16 protein-coding genes are annotated in these 22,426 nt (G+C 65.6%); 5 read left to right on the plus strand and 11 right to left on the minus strand.

What is annotated here, in order from left to right; all coding sequences use genetic code 11:
* The first annotated feature begins 260 nt into the window (after window positions 1-260).
* The 4 genes from GEMMAAP_RS03745 to GEMMAAP_RS03765 all read left to right on the plus strand — a co-directional run bounded on the left by GEMMAAP_RS03745 (window position 261) and on the right by GEMMAAP_RS03765 (window position 5,921).
* Entirely contained in the window at window positions 261-2,240 is a 1,980-nt protein-coding gene (locus GEMMAAP_RS03745; RefSeq protein WP_026850188.1) for an Ig-like domain-containing protein, read from the plus strand.
* 74 nt (window positions 2,241-2,314) lie between these two features.
* Window positions 2,315-2,755 carry a hypothetical protein gene (locus GEMMAAP_RS03750; protein WP_158514721.1) on the plus strand — a complete coding sequence of 147 codons (441 nt, stop codon included), beginning with the start codon at window positions 2,315-2,317 and terminating at the stop codon, window positions 2,753-2,755.
* 182 nt (window positions 2,756-2,937) lie between these two features.
* Window positions 2,938-3,450 (plus strand): IPT/TIG domain-containing protein, encoded by a 513-nt coding sequence (locus GEMMAAP_RS20260; RefSeq protein ID WP_145978985.1) that lies wholly within the window; start codon window positions 2,938-2,940, stop codon window positions 3,448-3,450.
* An 11-nt stretch (window positions 3,451-3,461) separates the two neighbouring features.
* Window positions 3,462-5,921: a dockerin type I domain-containing protein gene (locus tag GEMMAAP_RS03765; RefSeq protein ID WP_158514722.1), complete on the plus strand. Its 2,460-nt coding sequence runs from the start codon at window positions 3,462-3,464 to the stop codon at window positions 5,919-5,921.
* 261 nt (window positions 5,922-6,182) lie between these two features.
* Here the strand turns inward: GEMMAAP_RS03765 and GEMMAAP_RS03770 are convergent, their stop codons facing one another.
* The 7 genes from GEMMAAP_RS03770 to GEMMAAP_RS03800 all read right to left on the minus strand — a co-directional run bounded on the left by GEMMAAP_RS03770 (window position 6,183) and on the right by GEMMAAP_RS03800 (window position 16,273).
* Window positions 6,183-6,875, minus strand: coding sequence for a hypothetical protein (locus GEMMAAP_RS03770; RefSeq protein WP_026850183.1), 693 nt, complete (start codon window positions 6,873-6,875; stop codon window positions 6,183-6,185).
* 76 nt (window positions 6,876-6,951) lie between these two features.
* Window positions 6,952-7,944, minus strand: a complete 993-nt coding sequence (locus GEMMAAP_RS03775; RefSeq protein WP_145978986.1) for a hypothetical protein — start codon at window positions 7,942-7,944, stop codon at window positions 6,952-6,954.
* Window positions 7,945-8,071: 127 nt separating this feature from the next.
* Complete coding sequence (locus GEMMAAP_RS03780; RefSeq protein WP_026850181.1) at window positions 8,072-11,014, minus strand: CHAT domain-containing tetratricopeptide repeat protein; 2,943 nt, start codon at window positions 11,012-11,014, stop codon at window positions 8,072-8,074.
* 14 nt (window positions 11,015-11,028) lie between these two features.
* Window positions 11,029-11,646, minus strand: a complete 618-nt coding sequence (locus GEMMAAP_RS03785) for a zf-HC2 domain-containing protein (protein ID WP_026850180.1) — start codon at window positions 11,644-11,646, stop codon at window positions 11,029-11,031.
* Window positions 11,643-12,323: an RNA polymerase sigma factor gene (locus tag GEMMAAP_RS03790; RefSeq protein WP_026850179.1), complete on the minus strand. Its 681-nt coding sequence runs from the start codon at window positions 12,321-12,323 to the stop codon at window positions 11,643-11,645. Before GEMMAAP_RS03790 ends, GEMMAAP_RS03785 begins: the two co-directional genes overlap by 4 nt.
* Before the next feature lie 237 nt (window positions 12,324-12,560).
* Window positions 12,561-14,654, minus strand: a complete 2,094-nt coding sequence (locus GEMMAAP_RS03795) for a TonB-dependent receptor plug domain-containing protein (RefSeq protein WP_026850178.1) — start codon at window positions 14,652-14,654, stop codon at window positions 12,561-12,563.
* 164 nt (window positions 14,655-14,818) lie between these two features.
* Window positions 14,819-16,273: a magnesium chelatase ATPase subunit I gene (locus GEMMAAP_RS03800; RefSeq protein WP_043581097.1), complete on the minus strand. Its 1,455-nt coding sequence runs from the start codon at window positions 16,271-16,273 to the stop codon at window positions 14,819-14,821.
* A 346-nt stretch (window positions 16,274-16,619) separates the two neighbouring features.
* On the opposite strand from GEMMAAP_RS03800, the gene GEMMAAP_RS03805 reads away from it, so the two are divergent.
* The gene (locus GEMMAAP_RS03805; protein WP_026850177.1) at window positions 16,620-16,817 is read left to right on the plus strand and encodes a hypothetical protein; all 198 of its coding nucleotides are present in this window, start codon (window positions 16,620-16,622) and stop codon (window positions 16,815-16,817) included.
* Between the two features lie 313 nt (window positions 16,818-17,130).
* Here GEMMAAP_RS03805 and ygfZ read toward each other — a convergent pair whose 3' ends face one another.
* From ygfZ to GEMMAAP_RS03825, 4 genes are all read right to left on the minus strand, one after another.
* A complete protein-coding gene (gene ygfZ / locus GEMMAAP_RS03810) occupies window positions 17,131-18,720 on the minus strand; it encodes a CAF17-like 4Fe-4S cluster assembly/insertion protein YgfZ (RefSeq protein ID WP_026850176.1) in 1,590 nt (529 codons plus the stop codon).
* A gap of 68 nt (window positions 18,721-18,788) precedes the next feature.
* Complete coding sequence (locus tag GEMMAAP_RS03815) at window positions 18,789-20,084, minus strand: M24 family metallopeptidase (protein WP_026850175.1); 1,296 nt, start codon at window positions 20,082-20,084, stop codon at window positions 18,789-18,791.
* 53 nt (window positions 20,085-20,137) lie between these two features.
* Entirely contained in the window at window positions 20,138-20,626 is a 489-nt protein-coding gene (locus GEMMAAP_RS03820; protein ID WP_026850174.1) for a hypothetical protein, read from the minus strand.
* A 401-nt stretch (window positions 20,627-21,027) separates the two neighbouring features.
* The gene (locus GEMMAAP_RS03825) at window positions 21,028-22,419 is read right to left on the minus strand and encodes a RagB/SusD family nutrient uptake outer membrane protein (protein WP_026850173.1); all 1,392 of its coding nucleotides are present in this window, start codon (window positions 22,417-22,419) and stop codon (window positions 21,028-21,030) included.
* Between the last annotated feature and the right edge of the window lie 7 nt (window positions 22,420-22,426).

The following is a 22,426-nucleotide window of genomic DNA, read 5'->3' on the forward strand; positions in this document are numbered from 1 at the left end:
TCGTAATGCAGTGCTGCGGTGCCAGCCCGTGCACCGGTGTTGGTCGCGAGCTGGGTTCGAACGGCCTTACGAGGACTGCTCCGTGTGGGCGGGCTGAGCGTCCAGACGAGGACTGGCTCCGACATGATTCCAGCGGCGTACCGCCCCTCCTGATTGCCGTTCACCGCCATGCCCGCCCCAGCACAAATGGATTTGAATTAATCCGCGCCAAGGCGTACCGTAGCACAACGCTTCTTTCCCGCCCCTTCTCGCACCACATAATGCGATTCCTGTTCGGCCTGGCCCTCTGCGCCGCGCTCGCTGCCTGCGGAGGAGGTGGAGACCCTGCCGCCCCTGATGTGCCGGCCGTGGTCACCATTACCCCGAACGGCGCCGCCACCCTTGCCTCGGGGGCCGGGCTACAGCTCTCGGCCACCTACCGCGACACCAAGGGGAGGGTGGTGAACAATCCGTCCATTACCTGGACAACTGCCGACGCCAGCGTGGCCACCGTAGCCCAGTCGGGGCTGGTGGTGGGGGTGCGGACCGGTACGGCTGACATTACCGCCACCTCTGCCGGCGCCTCCAGCAGTGTTACGGTGACCGTGACGCCCGGGGCCGCGGTCAAGCTGGTGGTCACCACGCAGCCCGCCGGGGCCGCGTCGGGGGTACTGCTCACCACGCAGCCAGTGGTCGAGGTGCGCGACAACGCCGACAACCTGGTCACCACCGGGAGTGTGCTCGTGGCGGTTGGGGTGAGCGGCGGCACCGTGACCGGCACCACCAGCCTCACCGCGCAACAGGGGGTGGCGCGCTTCACCGATCTCACTGTGCGTGGCACCATTGGCTCACGCACTTTGGTGTTCACGTCGGGGGCGCTCGCGTCGGCAGCCTCCAACTCGTTCGACCTTTCCGCCGGCCCAGCGGTTGCCATTGGCTATCGCGGCACGCCACCGCGGCTGCGCAGTGGCATTGCCGGTGGCGCGTCGGGAGTGGCCGCGCAGCTGCTCGACAGCGAAGGCAACGACGCGGCGCTGAGCGGCCGAGCCGTGACCGTGGCGGTGAGCGGCGGGGCTGGCACCACGAATGTGTCGGGTACTGCCGCGGTGACCAATGCGCAGGGGCGGGCGCTCTTTTCGGCGCTCACGGTAACCGGTGTGGCGGGGGCACGCACGCTCACGTTCCGGGCCGACAACATTACCAATCCGGCCACCGCGACCCTCACCTTGCTGGGTGGAGCGCCGCAACGCGTAGTGGTCGAGCGCGACGTACCGCTCACGGTGGAGAGCAATACGATTGTTTCACCGGCGCCCATTGTGCGGCTGGTGGATAGCGTTGGCAACGCCTCTCCGGAGAGTGGCGTTACGATACGCGCCACGAGCAGTGGCGCCACGCTTGCGTCGGCCACGGCGGTCACCGATACGCTGGGGCGCGCCACCTTTTCAGGGCTGTCGTTTATCAGTGGGACTGGCGCTCGCACGGTGCAGTTTGCGGCGACCGGACTGGCCGAGGTGACCTCGAGGAGTATTGAGGTCACGCCACCAGATGTGTCGCCGCAGCCCACGAGCATTCTTACGGCAGCCAGCGACGCCGATACGGCGGTGCGCAACATCGAGTTGGGCACCACCACCAGTGTGCGCACGCCGTTTTTGCTGGCGCGCGACGCGCAGGGGCAAGCCATGGCCACGACCGGCGTGCGCTGGGTCTCGCGCGATCCCACGCGTGCCACGGTCGCCGCCGACGGTCGCATTACCGGCGCGCAGCCGGGGCGCACGTTTGTGGTGGCGCAGGCCAGCCGCAACGCCGGCATTGCCGATTCGGTGCTGGTGTTTGTGCCCAGGAGTGGGACTGGCCCCATCGTGCGCGCCACGCTGCCCAGCTATCGCGTGCGCACCGACACGTTCTCCATCACCATTGAAATCGTGCCGCGTGACGGACGCACGCTCTCGGCGGCCGACATGGAAATTGCCTGGCCCGGCAGTCGCGCCGGGGTGTTCTCGCCGTTCAATGTCACGGGTTTTTCGACACTCGCGGCCAACGTGCAGACCCAGTTCGTGGATGCGCAGCAATCGCTGCGTCTCACTTGGGCGTCCACCGCGCCAGTGAGTGGCGCGGTGCAACTCATTCGCTTGCGGTGTACGGTGAACCAACGCGGGCAGGGGAACCAGGTGGTCATTACGCTCAATCAGTTGCTGCAGGGTGATTTGTCGGACATTACGGCGGTGACGAGTGTGTTCAATCCGGTGGTGGTGATTCCGTGAAGAGCGAACTGATGAGGGAGCAGAGAGCAGGGGGCAGGGGGCGGGTTGCAGGGGGGCTTGTACTGCTCGCTTTGTTGCTCGCCGGCTGCGCCAAGCCGGATTTTACGGAGGCGGTGACACCGGAGGTGGCGACATCACTGGCGTTGCTGTCGCAGCAGCGCGGCGATACGGTGTCGCTCGACATTACGCTGGGTGGTGGCGCGCCTGCGGCGTTGGGGAGCTTTACTGGCGAAGTGGTGCAGCCGGCCAGCTGGCGCTTTGTGCAGTGCGATGCGCAGCAGCCGCAGGCGCTGTTGGCGTGCAAGGCGCACGACAGCACGGTGCGTGTGGCCGCCGCGTGGGCTGGGGGGACGCATGCGGGAGCGCTGGTGCGGCTCACCTATGTGCGCGCTGGCACGGCATTGCCGTCGGACGTATGGACGATGAGTGTGAGCGAAGCCCACAGCGTGCGCGGGCAGTCGCTTGCCGATTCGTTGCAGGTGCGCGCGCAGAGTGTGGCGGGGGTGGTGCGGTGAATCCTACCCCTCGCTTTGGCCTCAAGATGTTTGGAACGGCCTTGCGCGAGGACTGCTCCGTGCCGTTTGCTGGCTCGGCGCAACTCACGACGGCTGTGCGGTTCATTCGTGCCGTGAACGAGGACTGTGACGGTACATGCGACAGGCACTCTCCACCTCCTCAAGATCAAATACTAAAAAGATTGAACTCACCGCAGCAGTATGCCGCTTGCCCCTGCCGGGGCCAGTCCTCGTCTGGACGCCCTGTCCGCCGCAACGGAGCAGTCCTCGCAATAAGCAGTTCAAAACAAGCCAGCCCCAACATCAATACTGGCCGTAAGCTCACCACAATCTTCGCCGCACTGGCGCTGAGCGCCTGCCACGCGCAAAGCGGCCGCGCGCCCATCATTACCAGCGTCACGCCGGCCACGGCCAACATCACCAACGGCATACCGGTGGAAATCACCGTACACGGTGCCGGTTTTGATTCGCTCAACACGGTACACTTTGGCCGTCTCGTTATTCCGTCGGTGCCGCGGCTGAATGACAGCACGATGCGCTTTGGGGTGCCCGTTGATGACACCTTTCTCACCGATCGTGGGCCGGCGCCGGTGCAGCCGCTTGCCAGTGGCGCCTACGACATCCGCGTTGAAAGTCGACGCGGGCGCTCCAATGCCCTGCGCATTATGCTCGTGAACGACAAGGGGGCGCGATGAACACAGGGATCATGTCGCGCGTCGTGCGGCTCACCGCCGCAACGCTGTGCGTGGTGGCGGCCAGTGTCGGTGCGCAGCAGCGCGAAGGCGATTCAGAAGTGCGTCGCCGTGCGCTCATTGAGCAGTGGGACGGTGTGGCCGGAGCCACCGAGGCCAGCACCGGGGTGTCATTCACCAGTTGGCTGGCCGCGGTGGGGAGCGCCCGTGGGTCGCTGCGCGCGGCCGTAACGGTGCCGCAAGCACAACGGTGGACAAGCATTGGACCACGCGGGCTGTACATGGACAACGGTTTCTTTGGCTCGTTGCCGCAGCTCGACGCCGGTCGCGTACCGGCATTGGCGTTTCATCCTACCGATCGCAACATCATCTACGCCGGTACGTCGGCGGGTGGCGTGTGGAAGAGCACCAACGAAGGCGCCAGCTGGGTGCCGCTCACCGACACCGAGTGCTCACTGGCCACGGGCTCCATCGCTATTGATCCGGTGAACCCCGACATCGTGTACGTGGGTACGGGCGAAGTGTACGAAGCCACCGCCGGCTGCGGCGTGCTGCGCAGCACCGACGGTGGCGCCACGTGGAGCAGCTTTGGTGCGAACGTGTTTACGCAAAATGCTGCCACCTCGTGGGCCATTTACAGCCTGGTGGTAGACCGGGCCAGTGCCGGTACCACCAACGCCACCACGCTGCTGGCGGCCACGCTGCGTGGCATCATGCGCTCCACCAACAGTGGGCAAACGTGGACGGTGGTGACCCCTGCGCTCACGTTCAGCGACCTCAAGCAGCACCCCACCGACCCCAACGTACTGTACGCGGCACGCGTGGGCGTGGCGAGCAGCGCCTTTCCGCCGGGGCTGTGGCGCTCCAACGATCGCGGCGCCAACTGGGCACAGGTGGCCACCTTTGGCACCGACTCCGTACAGCGTATGGAGATTGCCGTCTCCCCCGCACGGCCGGGCAGTGTGTGGATGCTGGCCGGTCGCCCCGATCGACAGCTGGGCGGGCTCTGGCGCTGGGATGATGCCACCAACTCGCGCACCACGCTCGACGCCATCGGGCCACGGCAACCCGAACCTTCAGGGCGCATCAACTTTGGCGGGCAGAGCGACTACAACCTCATGATTGCCGTAGACCCCGTTGATGACAACGTCATCTACATTGGGGGCGTGCGCGCCTACAAGAGCGTGGACGGCGGCACGAGCTTCCGCGAAATGGCGGAGCGCATTCATGTGGACTGGCACGCCGTGGCCGTGGACCCCAACGACGCCCGCCGCGTCCTGGCCGGCAACGATGGCGGTCTGTTCCTGTCGCGCGACAAGGGATCCACGTGGCAGTCGCTCAACGCCGGGCTCACCACCTCGCTGCACTATCCGGGGTTGTCGCTGCACCCCACCGACCCCACCGGCGTACTCACCGGGCTGCAGGACAACGGCACCATCATCACGCGCAACGGCATCGCGCAGTGGAACGGCGTGTTTGGTGGCGACGGGGCGTTTACCGCCATCAATCCCGACGCGCCCACCACGTATTACGTGTCGAGTCAGAACGGCAATCTGTTTCGCATGAACGGCACCACCGGCGCCGCGACACGCATTTGGGTCGACACCACCACCGAACGGCGGCGCGCCTTCATTGCGCCCTTTGTGCTCGACGCGTCGCGTCCGTCGCGTCTCTACTTTGGCGGTGCACGACTGTTCCGCACGGAGAATCAGGGCGCCGCGTGGACGCCCATTTCCCCCGATCTCACCCGTGGCACCGGCGTGATCAATGCTATCGCGCTGGCGCCCAGCGATTCCAACGTGATTTTCGTGGGCACCAACGACGGCAACGTGCGCTACTCGCGTGACTTTGGTGCCACCTGGCTGGCGCCGCAAACCACGCTCCCCACGCGCACCATTACCGACTTCGCGGTGAACCCCACCAACGCCAACACCGCCGTGGTCACCATTGGTGGCTCGGGTGGTCCGCACGTGTACATCACCCGCGATGGCGGCGCCACGTGGAGCAACATTACTGGCACGCTGCCCGATGTCACCACGCAAGCCGTGGTCTGGGGTCCCGGCGGGCGCCTGTACGTGGGGAACATGTATGGCGTGTACGAAAGCACCAACGAAGGGCAATCGTGGACGCGCCAGAGCGGGATGCCCACCATTCGCATTACCGATCTGGTGTACAACGCCCGTACCAACCGACTCGTGGCTGCCACTTACGGTCGAGGCATCTGGGCCTACGACTTTGCTGCGGCCACCGAGGTGCTACGCGGTGACGTGAACAACGACGGGCAAGTGAACGCCGCCGACGCGTTGCTCATCCAGCAGGCGCTCATTGGCGTACAGATCCCGAGCACCGTGTCCCTCTTCCCCGCCGCCGACGCGAACTGCGACGGGAAAATGGAAATACTGGACGCCCTCGTAGTGCTGAAGTTCGCGGTAGGAGAAACCGTTGCGGGAGCGTGCGCAGGGACACGCCGGTAACTGCGGGAACCGCTGTAAAAGCGTTATGGGTTATGGGTTACCGGGTAACGGCGGGGAACAGCGCTGGTACAGCGCTGCTCCCCGCGGTGTCCGTGAGGCGCTGTTCCCGCAGCGTCCGTGCGGGGCACACACGCGCGGACGAAGCACTCAGACCTCTCAACTCGCTTTAATCGGGCCTCTCACCCTCGATATCCATCGCACACTCGATCGTCCCACCGCGCACCTCTGACTCGCGATTCTCCGATCTCAGATCTGACCCGTCTAAATCGCGCGACTGGAGACGAGTCTGAAGTTGACGTGGATGTCGTAGAGCTGTCCGTTGTCCACGCAGTAGGCCTTGGCGCCTGGGGCTGAACGCACCTGGTACGTGGTGGGATCGAGGCGCGTGACGGAGATGTACGAGGCGCCCGTCGTGGCGCCGTCGAAGACGATGTTCCAGCGCAGCGCATTGCAGCCGCTCCCCGTGCCGGAGAGGTTGACCGCGAAAATGCCGTCGCGGGTTTCGCCAACGGCAATCGCGCTTCCGAAGGTGGCAATGCTGCGCACATTCATGAACACGGGGCGCCGGTCTACGATGGCCACGCCTGCTTCATTCACATACGACAGCGTGACCTTGCGAGGAAACGCCGCGCAGGTCCGTGTCTTGCTGGTGGGGTTGTCGGTTTGCAGTGTTGCATCGCCACTCCCCGTGGCAGAGGCAAAGATGCGGGTGCTTACGCCACACACACCGTTGGCATATACCGACTCGGTGCTGCCGCTTGTGAGATACGCGCCGTCGCCGGTAAGTCCGCTGTTCGCGGCGGGGAGGTACCAGGTCGCGGTGGGGTCAGCCGTTGTGGTGGCTTTCGCAAACGCCGGACCGCCCACTTCGGTGGTGACTGGTTCGTTGGTGGTGCAGGCGCCGAGCGGTGCAAGCAGGGCGAGTAAACAGGCGAGCGTAGTGGACCGTCTCATGTGAGGCTCCGGGTAATGAGGTCGAGGTGAACCAACGACCTCATTACTCGGACAATCCATACCGGTTTGCGGTGGCTTATGGCAGCGCGCGCTTTTTGACGGTGAATCGCACATTGAGTGGATAGCTCACGCCATTGGCCGGACAATACGCGCGATTATTGGGCGCGGGTTGTGACTCAACGCTCCACGTATTGGCGTCAAGGCGCGTGACGAGCAATTTGTCGCCGGGCACGGAGAGCCCTTCCACGAGATCATTCCACCGGAGTGATGCACAGCGAGCGCTCCGGATGGACAAGGAGAACGTGAGCCCGCGCAGCGCGGTGCTGCCAATGGGAATGGTCAGTGTCCCGTTCTCAAGTGCCCGGAGATTGAAGAAGCCTGCCGTACGCTCCACATGGCCGTCGGCATAGTGCAGCGAGACGGTACGAGGGTACAGCGGGCACTGTCGGTCGCGGAAGTTGGGATTGTCTGTTTGCATGGTGGCATCGCCGCTGCCACTGAAGGCATTGGACGAAAACAGCTTGGCCGACACGCCACACACGCCGTTGTCGTACACCGATTCCTGACCACTCACGAAGGCGCCGTCGCTGCGCAGGCCGAGGGCGCTGTCGTCGAGCGGGAAGTACCAGGTGGTCTTGGGATCGCCCAGCACCACTTCGAAGACCTCGGCGCCTACTCCCTTCTTGCCGCCCACATTGGTCACAACAATGTCGTACGACCCAATGGTGGCGTTGGCTGGTACCGCAATGCGTGCCTTGAGTGTGCTGCTGTTCACGTAGCTGTTGGAGAGCACCTGCACCTGCGTGGTATCCCCCGCAATGGACCAGCGGGCTGATGCCCCTTTGGCAAAGCCGCTGCCGCTGATGGTCACATCAACGACGGTGTCGGTACTGGCGATGGCCGGTGAGGCCCCGGTGACGGACACGGTCGTGGTGCCGCCGGAACCACTGCCCCCGCCATTCGCCCTGGCGAAGGCCGGTGTTGCGGTGGCGTCAGTGAGCGTGCTGCCGCCACAGGCGGTGAGCAGCACGAGCGACAGGGTCGCTCGCAGGAAGGAGGCGGGCGTCATTGGGTAGTGGCTGGAGACAGGAACAACACGCGGCTGCGCAATGATACGGACAACGGCATCACGTTTGCGCGACGTGGCGGGGAAAAAAGAGGACCCGGGCGTGGCGTGGTGCGGCGTGGCCAACGCGTCATCGGCCATCGCCCGACAGCTGGTACGCCGCCCAACGATACGGGTGGGACTGCTGCGGATCGCGAATCATGAGCCGTTGCGCCGTGGCGAGTGCCTCGGGGGTGGACTGACGGCGACGCGCGGTGTGAAAGTGCCGGGCAAAGCGGGCGGCCGCAGCGTCGTCGATACGCCAGAGCGTCGCGACCACGTTGCGCGCACCGGCCATGAGCCAGGCGTTGGCCAGCGAAGTAAACTCTCCCCGCGCTTCAAAGCGCATGCCCTGCCCGTTGCCGACGGCGGTTTCGCAGCCGGAGAGAAACAGGAGCGGACTGCGTACGGTAAGGCCGAGGATCTCGTGCACTTCGAGGCGGCCATCATTGGCGGACGAGGTGGGCGTCGCACTGCCACGCAACTCCAGTCGCGAGAAGAGCGGATTGTGCGCATTCACCACGGCATGACTGGCCACGTGTACCACGCCGGGTTGCTGCACCAGCGTGCGCAACTGCTGCTCGCTGGCGTCTCCGTTCAGGTAGACCGTGCCGCCGCTTTGCGCCGCCGCGTCCTCCGCTTCGGCTCGCGAGCCGGGCAGGCGGTCGGTGAACGGCGCCAGAGCGCTGAACGACGGCGACGGCCATACGGGTTGGGGTCGCGCCGGCATGGTGCGCACCCCCACCAGGAAAGCGGCGCTGGGCAGGTTCACCAGGGTGATCTCTTCCACGAGATGCCGCTGGGTGGCTGCGTTGTACAGCGCACCAAAAGGCAGTGCCGTGAGCAGGCCGTGCGGAACCAGAACCCATTGGCGCACGGTGGCAGGCAGCAGGCGTTGCACGGGAGTCACCAGCGTTTCGTGCAGCGCGGACAGCAAGGGGATGGCGGCCTGGCCAGCGTGCCGCTGTCCGAGCAGCTCACGCACCAGTCCAATACGCGCCGCCAGCGAGTCCGTAGGCATGGGGATCGTCGCCACCCGTACCGCTTCGCGCGTCACCGCAAAAATCACCAGATGCTCTGGGGTGGCAAAGTACTCCACCAGCGCTTCGTGGCGTTGCAACACGGGTTTCACGTTTTGCGGCGTGGTGAACGCCGTGGCCGGAGTACTGGCGATCTCGTGACGCTCGTTCGGTAACGGCAGCCGACTGCGCAACGCCTCATAGGCACTCCGGGCCACGCGCAAACTATCGCGCAGCTCCTGCGTCGACGCCACGAGGGCGGCACTGCGGTCGCGCGGGGCGCGGTCTTCCTGCAGGCGAAGCCGATTCACCAACGCATCAATGCGTGCCAGCAGCGCATTGGCCTCCCGCTCCACGTACAATGGCGGGTCGGTTGTGCGACGGCCGTTGCGCTGCAGCGCCTCACGGCTCTCGCGGAGCCGCTCGGTGAGTTCGCGCCCGCGGGCGGCATCGGCGACGGCGAACGCATCATCCACCAATCCCTGCGCCAAAAGCGCGAGTGTCAGATCGGCGTAGACGCGCGCCCGCGCGGCGACATAGCGCTGGCGCAGTTCCCCCGCGGCGTACTGCGCCCGTACCTGTTCAATGGTCGCAACAGCCGCTTTCCCCTCGCGTACGGCTTCACGCCGACGTCCCAGCGCGGCGTAGGCACGCGCCTTCCATGCCAGCCGTTCGGCACGAACATCGGGGCCGGCCATCTCGAACAGCGATGTGGTGCGCTCAAGTTCGTGCAGCACCCCGGGCCAGTGTGACGCACGGGCCATCTGCCGGGCCGTGGCAAGTGCCAGCTGCGAAGCCGCCAGCGGGATATCCAATTGCCGGGCAACACGACGCGCCTCGGCCAGATGACGATCCGCGCGGGGATAGTCCCGCGCCTCCTCCGCCAGTTCGGCCAACAGCAAAAGATCCTCGAGCATCTGATACAGCAGCCCGTGGCGGGCATGCCCGTTCAATGCCGTGGTGGCCATGCGCTGCGCGGCCGACACATTCCCTCGTTGCTGCAGGGCGCGGGCCTGCTGGCGTCGCACCGTGAACTGTTCCTTGGGTTGGCCCAGCGAGTCGTTGAGGATCGCCGCCTGACCGTACACGTCCAGCGCGTGCTGCGTATCGCCGGCCTCGAGATACAAGTCCCCCTGGACGCGCAGATTTTCGGCCAGTTCTCCGGCAGCGCCAAGACGACGGGCCAGATCATTGGCACTGTCCAGCAACACAAACGCACGCTGCGGGGCGCCCATGGCGGCATACGCCGTGGCGAGTTGGCCGCGCGCATTGACCTCGAGGGTCGAGTCGCCGGTGGCACTGGCCAGCGTACGAGCCTCACGCAGCAGCCCGGTGGCGTCCAGCGCGGCCCCCCGCGCAATCTGCAAGGCCGCCAGATTGTTCAGCGTACGTGCGAGGTTCACCGTGTCGGCAAGCGTGGTGAACTGCAGGCGGGCCTCGGTGAATGCCTCGGCGGCCGCGTCGTACAGCGCTCGCTCCTGCAACACCAATCCCAGATTCATGCGTGCCTTGGCAACACCGGCCGAGTCGCCCGATTCGCGCGCCACGGTGGCCGCTTCCGTGAGCAGGCGGGTCGCATCGGAGGTGCGATCTTCTTCCCAGGCCAACAGCCCCAGACTGTTCAGCGACCGAAACAGCTCGTGGCGCATGCCCAGATGCCGCTTGAGGCGCAGCGCGGCCTCCCCCCATTGGCGCGCCGATACATACTCGCCACGCTGTTTGGCCGCCTGCGCCCGACCAGTGAGCGCCCGTGCAATTCGTGAGGAATCCGCGAGGCGTTCGGCCAATGTCTGGGCCTGCGTCCAAAGGACAGCGGCACTATCAGGCGCTCCGCGATAGAGCGAATCGCCGGCGGCCAGCAAGGCATCAATGCGCTGCTGCTCGGCGCTGAGCGGGGCGCGAGCCACGGCGTCGCGCCCGCTATCGCAGGCTGCGATCGCCAGCCACGCCGCCACCGACAGCCGACCGGCCACCAGATGGAACGAGGTCTTGGAAGGCGTGCGTGTGCGCCGCATGAGTGTGCCGTGGGTCAGCGCGGGACGAGCAGATACGCGCCGGTGCTGCGGCTGCGCCCATCGAGCTGCTGGGCCGTGACGCTCCACCACGCTCGTGGTGCAGCGCGTAGCACGGCGCGAGGGAGCGTGAGCACCGTATCGCTTGTGGCGGTAGCGTGTAAAACGCTGCCGACGTCGTTCTGCACCACCAGATCGTAGGTGGCCCCCGGGGCGGCCGAGCGCCACACGAGAATGAGGTCCGTGGTGTTGGACACCAGGGAGTCGCTGGTTACCACCGCCAGTGCCGTTTCAATCTCCGGGGACGGCCCAGCACCGGCAGAAGGAAGAGCGCCACGCGTGGTGTCTGGCGTAATCGATGGCGGGGTACTGCCACCGCCCCAGCGCATCATGACTATGACGGCGGCTGCCGCTGCCAGAGGGGCCAGGTACCGTACCCGCACGGTGGGGGGCGCGGGGAGCAGCCGTCGGACTTCCACCACCTCGCGGCGGCACTCGCTGCAGAGGGCAAGATGCTGCGCCGCCACCTGCTTCGCGGGGGCGGAGAGGGAGCCGTCAACGAACGCGGCCACGAGATGCGCATCGAGGTGTTCCTCGGCTGCGCGTGCGACTTCCGAATGCATGGGCGTCGTCATGGGATACTGCTCTCCACACCGCGGGCCTTGAGGAGGCGACGCAGGCTGCCAAAGGTGGCGTTGAGCCGACGGAACACGTGAAAGGCCGTGGGCAGGCCAAGCAAGCGGGCGATTTCGCTACCCGAAAGCCCATCGTGAAACCGCAGCTTGATGAGCAACTGCTCATCCGGGTTGAGCTGCGCCATGGCACTGCTCACGGCGTCCTGCAGCTCGCGGTGGCGCACGTCTTGATCAGGGAGCGGGGCCTGATCGTCAACGGTATGGGCGATCGCGAGATCCCCATCGGTGGTAAACCGTGCCAGGCGTCGCCGAAGCTGCAAACGCGCTTCCGCGCCGTCCTTGTCCTGGGCGTCCCGGGGGCGACCGTACTGCTGACGGTAGAAATCAAGACAGAGACGGCGCGCCACCACCGTCAGCCAGGTGGTCAGTTTGCTTCGGCCGTCGTTCCGGTAGCCACGCAACCGACGGAAGTTGTCTTCCTGCAGGCGTTCGAGGACAAAGGCATAGGCATCCATGGCCTCGTCGTACTGAGGAAAGACATCCCGCGCAATGTGCACGAGCAGCCGACTGTGGTCGGCCACAAAGACCGCCCACGCGGCATCGCGGGCGTCGGCAGCAGGGGCGTCAAGGAGCGACGAGAGAGAGGCGGGCAAAAATGCGCTGGCAATGGTCAACACATGATGACACGGACAATGCTAGCACTATTGCGCGGTTACAGCGGAACTGCGGTAACCGCTGTAAAAGCGTCATGGGTTATGGGTTATCGGGTTACCGGGTAACTGCGGTAACAGCGGGCCCGTGCGGGGCACGCACGCGCGGACGCCAGCACTCGGACCTCTCAACGTCGTGGTTATCTCGACCCTCTCACCCTCGGTATCCATCGCACACTCGATCGTCCCACCGCGCACCTCTGACTACCCCAGCGTCAGCCCGAGTCTGAGCGTCCTTCCCGGCTGCGGCAGGCCGCATTGGTCGTAGGCTGCGCGGTCTCCCAGGTTGTCCACGGCAAATACGGCGGCGAGTCGTTGCAGCAGGCCGCTGCGGCGCATGGTGAATGTTCGCGTGATGGCGGCGTCGCCAATGGTTTGCGCGCCCAGCTCTACCTGACGGGCGAGGTCGGGGTGCTGGCAGTATTGCACGCCCACGTGCCGGGCCATGAGGCTCGCACGCATACCGGCCACGAGGGGCGACGTCACGGCCAGTGACGCGCGCCGTTCGGGGTTATGCTCGGCGCGGCGCTCGTTGTTGGCGCTGGTGGTGATGGACGGGTCGAGCACTCTGATGCGCTGCAGCGTGGCGTCGCCGCTGAGCGTGGTGCCCTTGAGGGCACTCGGTGTCCACGAGGCCAGCAGCTCGAGGCCGTGGCTGCGGATTTCATCGCGATTGATGCGACGGAAGAGGCGATTGGGGAGCGAGATGCGCACCACCGCGTCGTCGAGTGTATGCCGGAAGCCCACGGCCTGCAGCTGCACGCCGCGCTGGGCAAAGGCTCCGCCGTCGAGGGTGATGCCGGCTTCCATGCCCAGCAGGCGCTCGGGGCGCAGCAGGGGGTTGGGATCGAAGCGATCGAGCGCTCCGCTGTACAGCTCACGCAGGGCGGCAAAGCGGGCTCGTTCGCTCACGGACGCGTGCAAGCGTACACCATCGTTGAAGCGCAACGTGCTGCCCAGCCGCCAGCCGGCACGCGACAGCGTGCCCAGCGACGGCCGCCCCCCCGACTGCGGTGTGCGTGCGTCGTCCTGCACGACGCCACCGCTCACCAGCAACCGCTCATGAATGGGCACATCGAGTTCGGCGCCCAGGCTCGCCAGTCGCTGTTCATAGCGGGTGGCGCGGGCAGTGGCGCGTTGCGCATCAAGCGTTTCGTCGTACACCACGCGGGTGCCGGTGGCCGCGACACGAAGCTGCGCGTTGCGGGGCAGGGAATGCGTGGCCGCAACCCGATAGACGTCACTGACCTCGTCACCCAGTTCTCTGGATAACAGCGTGTTGTAGCTGCGATTCGTGAAGCTTTCAATCTCCACCTGCTGCGTGCTGCGTCCGACGCTGGCTTGCAGAGAGCCGTAGCCCAATGAGGTTTTGCGCACTCCACTGCCGGCGGAAAGAATGCCGAGTGTGCGCGACTGCGACGGATAGCGCCAATAGCGCGGCAACTGGATGTGCTGTTCGGGGGCGACCCCTCGTTCCGTGTCGTAACCCGTGGCCGTGAGCCCCACAAAGGCACCGCTGCGATGGTCGTAGCGCACGGCGGCGTAGCCGTCGAGCTGTTGCTGGTCGGTGTTGGTACGCAGCGCGCGATTGTCCGGACTGCCCGGGTCGGCGGTGCCGCCGGTGAGCCCGTCGCCGAGGTTGCCGCTGGGGAGGGCAAACCCGTCGCGCTGGCGCTGCGTGATGCCACCGCGAATGCGCAGGGTGCCGCCGGCCACGTCCATGGGGCGGGCGGCGTTGAGCGAGAGGACCCGGGACGCGTACTGGTCTATGCCGGTGCCAATCTGCAGGGAGGTGGTGCGTGGCGTGCTGCGCGCGAGCGGCCCGTTGAGGTCCATGCGAATGACCCCGCCCAGGGTGTTAGCGCCCCCCAGCAGGGTGGCGAGGCCGCGTACCACCACGATCTGCTCCACCCCCGTGGTGGGGATGAGCGACGGGTCGGTGCGGGCGTCCCACCCCACCGTGAGCGGGAGCCCGTCGAGCAGCACCGCGGCCTGCCGGGAATCGGAGCCGCGGACGCCAATTTCCATCTCGCCACGCGAATTCTGGCGCACGAGCACAAACGCCGTTTGCCGCAGCACGTCGCCGATATGCGGCGCCGGCGCCAGCGGCACGGGAAGTGAATCGGGGCGAATGGTGACTGCGGTGGCGCCACCAGTGACCGACGGCGCACGAGCCCCACGAACCGTGATGGGCTCAATGCGCCGGGCGGAGGAGTCCTGGCTGGTCTTCTGGGCCTGTACCGAGGGAACAGCGAACAGCAGAGCGGCACACCACAACAGACGAACGGGGAGTGACATGCCGCATTCTGGCGGGGGCTGCCTTAACTCCGGATTAATTGGCGTGCGTTGCTGCTCACTGCCGTCTGTGTGGCTGCGGTCAGCCGTCTGCGGTTCACCAATGTCGTGAACTGCAAGACCGCAGACGGCAGCCACTCAGTTGGCAGATGCCAGGAGCAGCAGGCTTACCCGAAGTAGTCTTGCTGCCCCTTGCGACGCGACTCGCGCTCGGCGCGCGCATAAGTGCCGGCGTCGGAGCGCGAGATCTTGCGGCGTGCCACCAGCGCTTCGAGCACCAGCTCGCAGGCCACCACGATCATGGAGTCGTCGCCCTTCTTGGCGAGGCCGAGGGCAACGACGGTGTCCACCAGCCCCGGCACGAGGTCGAAGCCCTTGCGCACGACACCAATGGCAATGTCGTCGCCCACCTGCAGGGCGCTTCCCTTGTCGAACCACATGATGATCTCGTCGGTGTCGAGATCACCCGTGCGCTCGCGCAGTGTGGCGTCGCAGGCGCGACGAATGAGTTCGCGGGCAATGTTGTTGCCGCCCACCAGCTCACCTTCGTACTCGAGCTCAATCTTGCCGGTGATGGCGGGCAGGGCCGCATACACATCGGCCACACGCGGCACCGCTTCGCTATCGCCGTTGCGCAGCGCGCGCTGCTCGGCGTTGGAGACCACATTCTCCATGGCGGTAATGGGCATACGCTGCGAGACGCCACTGCGCTTGTCGATGCGCTTGTCGTCGCGTGCCTCGAAGGCAATGCGTTCCACCACTTCCTCAATGAGATCAGGGACGCGGATCTCCACGCTGTTGTCGCGCTGCGTCCAGGCTTCCTGGCGCGTGATGCTCACACCCAGCTCCACCGACTCGGGGTAGTGCGTAATGATTTCCGAGCCAATGCGGTCCTTGAGCGGCGTGATGATCTTGCCGCGCGCGGTGTAGTCTTCGGGGTTGGCGGTGAAGCAGAGCAGCACATCCAGTGACAGGCGCACGGGATAGCCTTTGATCTGCACGTCGCCTTCCTGCATGATGTTGAACAAGCCCACCTGCACCTTGCCGGCGAGGTCGGGGAGTTCGTTCAACGCGAAGATGCCGCGGTTGGCGCGCGGCAGCATGCCGTAATGAATGGTGAGCTCATCGCTCAGCAGGTGCCCCCCGCGGGCCGCCTTGATGGGGTCCACGTCGCCGATGATATCGGCCACGGTCACGTCGGGCGTGGCGAGCTTTTCCACGTAGCGCTGGTCGCGCGAGACCCAGGCAATGGGGGTGTCTTCGCCCGCTTCTTCGATGAGATTGCGCGCGTACTTGGAGATGGGGGCGAACGGATCGTCGTTCACCTCGCTCCCCTTTACCACGGGCATGGCGTCATCGAGCAGCGAGATCATGGCGCGCAGAATGCGCGACTTGGCCTGTCCGCGCAGTCCGAGCAGAATGAAGTTGTGCCGGGCCAGCAGGGCGTTGACGATCTGCGGCATGACCGTGTCTTCGTAGCCCAGCACGCCGCGAAAGAGCGGGCCGCCGTCCTGCAGGCGGGCAATGAGGTTGCGGCGAATCTCGTCTTTGACGGATTTGGGCCGATTGGTGGCGTAGCCGGAGCGCTTGAGCGCGCCGAGGGTCTCGGGGAATCGGGACACGGCGTGGGTACTGTTGGGGCTGCCAGAAAATGGGGCCGAAAAACCGCCCGGGGTACTATGCAGGTACAAGGCACAAGCGGGGCGAAGAGTGCCCGGATTTGCGGAAGGGGGGGAGAAGTCGCCGATCCAGGGGGCGGAGAGGCGTCATTTACAGTAACAACCGAAAATCTTTGTCCCACAACGGCTTTCCGTCCCCCCAGAAGTGTGAGGAGACGATTAAGGCGCCTTGACACCAGCGTCCGGTACCATACATTCCTGTCGCTTGACCCCGTCGGCACAGACGCCGGGGGGGCCGTGCGCTTTTAGGCTGCACGGCGCTCATCACCGCACCGTATGGAGTCTCATCATGAAGCGTATCGCCCTCGTCGCCGCTGCTCTCGTGCTCGCCGCCTGCTCCGCCAAGGAAGAGGCCCCGGCCGCTGACACGGCTGCCGCCGCCCCCGCCGCCGCCATGGATTCGGCCGCGATGGCCGCCCCGGCTGATTCGACCGCCATGGCCGCCCCGGCCGACTCGACCGCGATGGCCGACACGACCAAGCACTAATCTGCTTGCGTGAAGGAAAAAGGGGCCCGCTCGAAAGAGCGGGCCCCTTTTTTGTTTGGCTGAGAGGCGGGAATCTGATGTCTGTTGTCAGATGTCGGACAATCGAAGTGCGATGAAAACGGCGTTATGTGTTATGGGTTATCGGGTAACCGAGTAACCGCGGGGGCCCAAGCCAGTGCAGGGCACTCCCAGCGAGGATGAAGCACTCGCACCTCTCATCGTCGTCGTTATCTCGACCCTCTCACACTCGATATCCATCGCACCTCTCAACTCGCAACGCTCTCACCTCTGCGTCCCGACTCGCCCGTCTCACCTACTCATCAAACGGCAGCTCGACGACGCGGGCCGTGATGTCGCCCGCCGGCACGACGACCGTCACCGTGTCTCCCGGCGAGACCTCTCGGCGGATCATGGCCATGGCGATGGGGCCCAGTCGAGGCGAGATCACGCTGCTGCGCACATCGCCCACGTCCTTGCCGGTGGCATCGGCCACGCGCGCATGCTGCGGCATGGGCTGCTCGGCCATGAGTCCGCGCAGGTGGCGATTCACATGTCCGCGGAAGTGCACGCGCGCCACGGTCTCCTGGCCGGTGTAGCAGCCTTTGGTGAAGGAGATCGCGCCGAGGGTGTCGAGGTTGGCTTCCTGCGGAATGGTATTCTCGTCCATATCGACGCCGAAGGCGGGGCGGCCGCCTTCCACGCGCGCAATGTTCCACACGGCGCGTGACGCGCGGCGGCGTGTGGACGCTTCGAGTCGCTCCCGCACAATCTCGGCATCGCGGACATCAGCCATGATGACGAAGCCTGGCAGGCTGCCCATAACGGGCGCACGCACGAGACGCACGCTGACCGGGCCAATGTTCCACATGCCATGTGACCAGACGGGCCACTCCTGGAGGCCGCTCACCATGATGTCGCCGAGGTTCTCCACGGTGTGCATGGCGCCGCCAAGATTGGCGACCGCCTGCACGGCATTGGCGCCGTAGACCATCCAGGTGGCCCACTGATCGGACTCGTCGATGACCTTGGCCAAGCGTGGATTGATGTACTTGCGGGCCAGATCGAGCCACGCTGGCGCGCAGTGCCGCAGCACGGTGAGCATGAAACGGTCGTCGTGGGTGCGCGCGATGTACATGTCGCACACCACTTTCCCCTTGGGGGTCAGCGCCACGGCGTGCATCCCCATGCCCACTGCCAGCTGGCTCACATCGTTGGTGACCAGCCCATTGAGCGCCTCCATGGCCTTCGGGCCCTGAATGGTACTCCAATGGTTCATGGCCTCAAACCACGCGGCATCACGGCGCAGATCGAGATAGGCCTCAACGTCGTCACCCACGAGCGGCTCGGGGTACACGAGGGTGGGCGCAGACGATGCAGGACTGGTGGTTGGCTCGGTCACAGTCGCAACATAATCAGCCGCCACCGCCGCCGTATACGGCGTCATTTCCCAGGCGGACCGCGCCGTCACGGCGATCTGCATGGCGTTCAGGCGGTCGTGTATGGTGTCCCAGCTGCGCCGAATGGTGTCACCAGGGCCGCGGGGGGCGTCATCGCTGCAGCGCAGCAGTGATACGTGGTGGTCGAGTCCTGCCAGAGCGAGCAGCGGTTCCACATCGCGCCGCTCACTGTCGGCCCGCACCACCACCCGGTGGCCGGCGGCGGCGGCGCGCTGGAGTCGGGCCACCATCTCCGCATCGAACGATACGCCGTGTTGCACCAGCGCCCGGTAGCCCCGCTGTGCCCGCAGCGCAATCAACTCGGGCACCGTGGGGTCGCTGGCGGCAAGCGCGGGGAACAACGCCAGCGACGCTTCGAGAAACGTGCGGCCGGGCAGTGCCGCCGCTACGGTATTTGCATCGAGCACCTGCGACTCCGCGGCCGCCGCATCGAGGACGGCGTGCACGCGGAGGGGCGTAGTGAGGGCGAGTCCGCCGTCAAACGCGATGATGGTGGCGCGCAGAGACGATGGAATCAGAACGGCTTCTCGAGGCTCTCCGACTGCGGCGTGAACAGCTCCGCACCGGTTTCCGTGATCACCATGTCGTCTTCGAGGCGAATGCCGAATTCGCCGGGAATGTAGATGCCCGGTTCATCGGAGAACACCATGCCCGGGGCCAGCGGCAACGTGTTGCCGCGCACGAGATACGGCCACTCGTGCCCGTCCATGCCCATGCCGTGCCCCACGCGGTGCGAGAAGAACTTGTAGTCGGGGCCGAAGCCGGCGTCCACAATCACCTTGCGCGCGGCGGCATCCACCGCTTCGCAGGGCACGCCGGGCTTGGCCGCCGCCAGCGCCGCGCTCTGCGCCTTGAACTCGATTTCGAACACGTCCTTCATGCGCTGCGTGGCCTTGCCCAGCACAAACGTGCGCGAAATGTCGGAGCTGTACCCTTCCACCTTGCAGCCGCCGTCAATGAGCAGAATGCTCCCTTCGCGCACCACTTGCGGCGTCGCACTGCCGTGCGGGAGCGCACTGAATTCGCCCACCTGCACGCCGGCGGATCCGTTGTAGCCCAGGCGCTTGTGCGCGAGCGACACGAGATCCCCGAAGTCGTCCTGCGTCATCCCTTCCTTGAGCGACTTGTAGGCCGCTTCGTATGCCAGCAGCGTGACTTTGCTGGCGTGACGCATGAGCGCGAGTTCGTGCGCATCCTTCACGATGCGGCAGCCGGCGGTAACGGGCGTGCCACTCACCACCTTCACCTGCGGAATGTGCGCGGCGCCGTCGCTGAACTGAAAGCGCACCGTTTCTTCGGCCGCAATGGTGGCCGTGGCAATGCCGCGGTCGCGCAGCCCCTTGGCGAGAAACGCATACGGGTCTTCGTGCTCCTCCCACGCGTACACCGTGGCGTCTTTCCCCAACGGCCCGTTGAGCGCCTGCTCCAGCGCCCGCTCCTCTTCAAACTTGGGCGTGACGAGGAACGGCGCCCCCTTCACCGGAATGATCACCGCCAGCAACCGCTCGCTCAGTCCCCAGCGCATGCCGGCGAAGTACTCCATGCTGGTGCCGCCCGTGAGCATGAGGGCATCGAGTTTCTGCTCGGCCATCAATGTGCGGGCCTTCTCCAATCGCGCGCGGCGCTCGTCGACCGAAATGGGCACCACCCCGTCCTTCATGGGCGACAGCGCGGCAATGGCCGGGGGCAGATCGCCATCGGCAGTACCGGCAGAGCCCTTGGCGTCCGCGTCAGCCGTGGCGCAGCCAGCAAGGGAGAGAGCGGCAAGTGAGCCGGCCGACGTGGACAGGAAATCGCGACGAGAGGACATGGCGAGGTGCGGGGAAGGGGAGGGAGAAATACGGCGGTGTGGCGGGAGCGCGATTACGGCTGAATGCCGCCGCCGCCATCGCCGCCGCTTGACGCGCTGGCGGCACTGCTGATGCCAAGGGTGGCAGCAAGCACGGCGATGACGGTGCCGATCAGGATGAAGGTGCGCTTGCGCGAGTACGTCCGCTTTTGCACTTGCGCTACCAGTGGCGTGGCAATGGTGATGACGTCACCGTTTTGTGTGAACCGTTCACGCGAGAGCGTGGTGGTCTGGGTGACGGCAATGGTGATGCTGTCGCGCGAGACGCGCAGAATATCGCCGTCAATTTCGCGGATGTTGTCGCCGAGTTTCTGCCGGACGGCGCTGGTCCCATCGGTGGTGAGCACTACGACGCCTTCGCCCGGCGTGGGCGTGACCCCAGTGGCAACCGGCACGTTGCTGTAGCAGCCCATGATGGGGAGCGCGATGGTCCAAGCGGCAAGCGCGATCGTCGGCACGGCGGCGCGGCGCTGGCGATGAGCAGGAGCAGAGGAGTGCGACATATGTGGCGACCTGGAATCCATGGCGTTCAGACGGAAATGAGACGAAAGGCGAGGCCGACGATGCCCCTAACATACGGCGAAAGCGGGGACCGCGGAAACCGCTGTAACTGCGGTAACTGCTGTAAAAGCGTTATGGGTTATGGGTTACCGGGTTACCGGGTAACAGCGGGAACAGCGGGCCCGTGAGGGGCACAAAAGCGCGGACGAAGCACTCGGACCTCTCAACTCGCTTGAATCGGGCCTCTCACCCTCGATATCCATCGCACCTCTCAACTCGCAACGCTCTCACCTCCACGTCCCGGCTCGGCCGACTCAGATCTCAGTTCGCAGATCTCAAACAAACAGCCCCCCGATCGGATTCGATCGGGGGGCCGTTTGTCTACCGGTCCTGCGCCAGCTCGTTAGTTACAGGCCGCCGGGCGGTCCTGTGCGGGTTGCGGGGCCAGCGGGTTCTGCTGGCGCTCGTTGTACGAGATGGGGAAGAAGCAGGGGCGGAGGCCACGCGTGGACACCCAGCGGTCGGCGCGGATCTGGAAACGATAGTGATCCGTGAGACGACGCGCCTGCAGGAACAGCGAGACGTTACGCGTGTGAATGAGGATATCACGCGCCGACGGCGTGCCGGTCCACTCGGGGAGTCCATCCACCGCGCGAATCTGGTTGATGCGCGTGGCGAATTCGGTGGTGTTGTTCGTGGCGAGTGCGGCTTCGGCCAGGATGAGCAGCATTTCCTTGGCCGACGTGGCGGTCCAGCCCACGTTCACCGTGCTCGACAAGCGGCAGCACTCATCGATGTTCTTCTGCGTCACCGGGTCCACCGCGCCCGTGACCGGATCGCGCATGGCGATACCGGCCGCACCGTCCGCCGGACGGGTGCCGGCGGCGTTGGGGACGATGTAGCGGTTACCGGCGCGGATTTCGAGACGCGAATTCATCTCGGAGCCCGTGGAGAACCAGCCACCGGCGTTCTGCGCAATCACATCAAAACGATACCGGGCACCGTTGGTGCCGAACGCGGCCAGCGCGGCCGCGGCGTCGGCGTTGGCGCCGGCGTCGTTGATGAGCGGCTGCGTGGGGAAGCCACGCGGCGCGCGCAGGGTGGCCCACACGGCCTTCGACCACTTCGCCCGTGCCTGCATACCCAGCAGGCGCGCGCGCAGGGCCGTGTTGTTGAGCGTCGTGGCAATCGCGATGCCCTTGCCGGTGTACACGATGGCCGAGTCGAACATGATGCGCATGTTCGCTTCACCAATGGGCGCACCGTTGGCCACACGATCAGACGAGATGATGAAGTCTTCGTAGTTCTCGCCAATCAACGTGTAAATCGTGGCCGCCAGGAAGTACGCCTGACCCAGGTCGGCGCGGTTGCGCAGCGAGCCAGCCTTGTCGTACTCCTCGAGCTTCGGCAACACGTAGTTGGCCATCCAACGCGCCTGGCTCACGTACGGGAACTGCCCGTCCGTGTACTCGTTGAGCGGATCACCGAGGTCACCCACGTCGAGCAGGTTCCAGTATTCACGGGAACCCACCCACGTCAGTTCGTCGGACGCGGCCCCACTGGTGCCCGTGAGCTGGTTGCCCGCCGCGTTGACGGAGCCGTATAACCCCGTCACCAGCGACAGCGCGGCGGCCGACTGCGTGGCAATGGCGTCTTCGGTGACGGCGTTGGGATTCTTGACTTCCGTGGAGAACACGGTGCACGACGACAACGCCGCGGCGCCAAGTACCGCCGCAGCGGTACCGAGCGTACGACGGAGACGTGCCGTTCCCCCAAACTTGGTTTCAGACTGCATAAGGGTC

Origin of the sequence: Gemmatimonas phototrophica, from assembly GCF_000695095.2 — a bacterium.
Classification (GTDB): Bacteria; Gemmatimonadota; Gemmatimonadetes; order Gemmatimonadales; family Gemmatimonadaceae; genus Gemmatimonas; species Gemmatimonas phototrophica.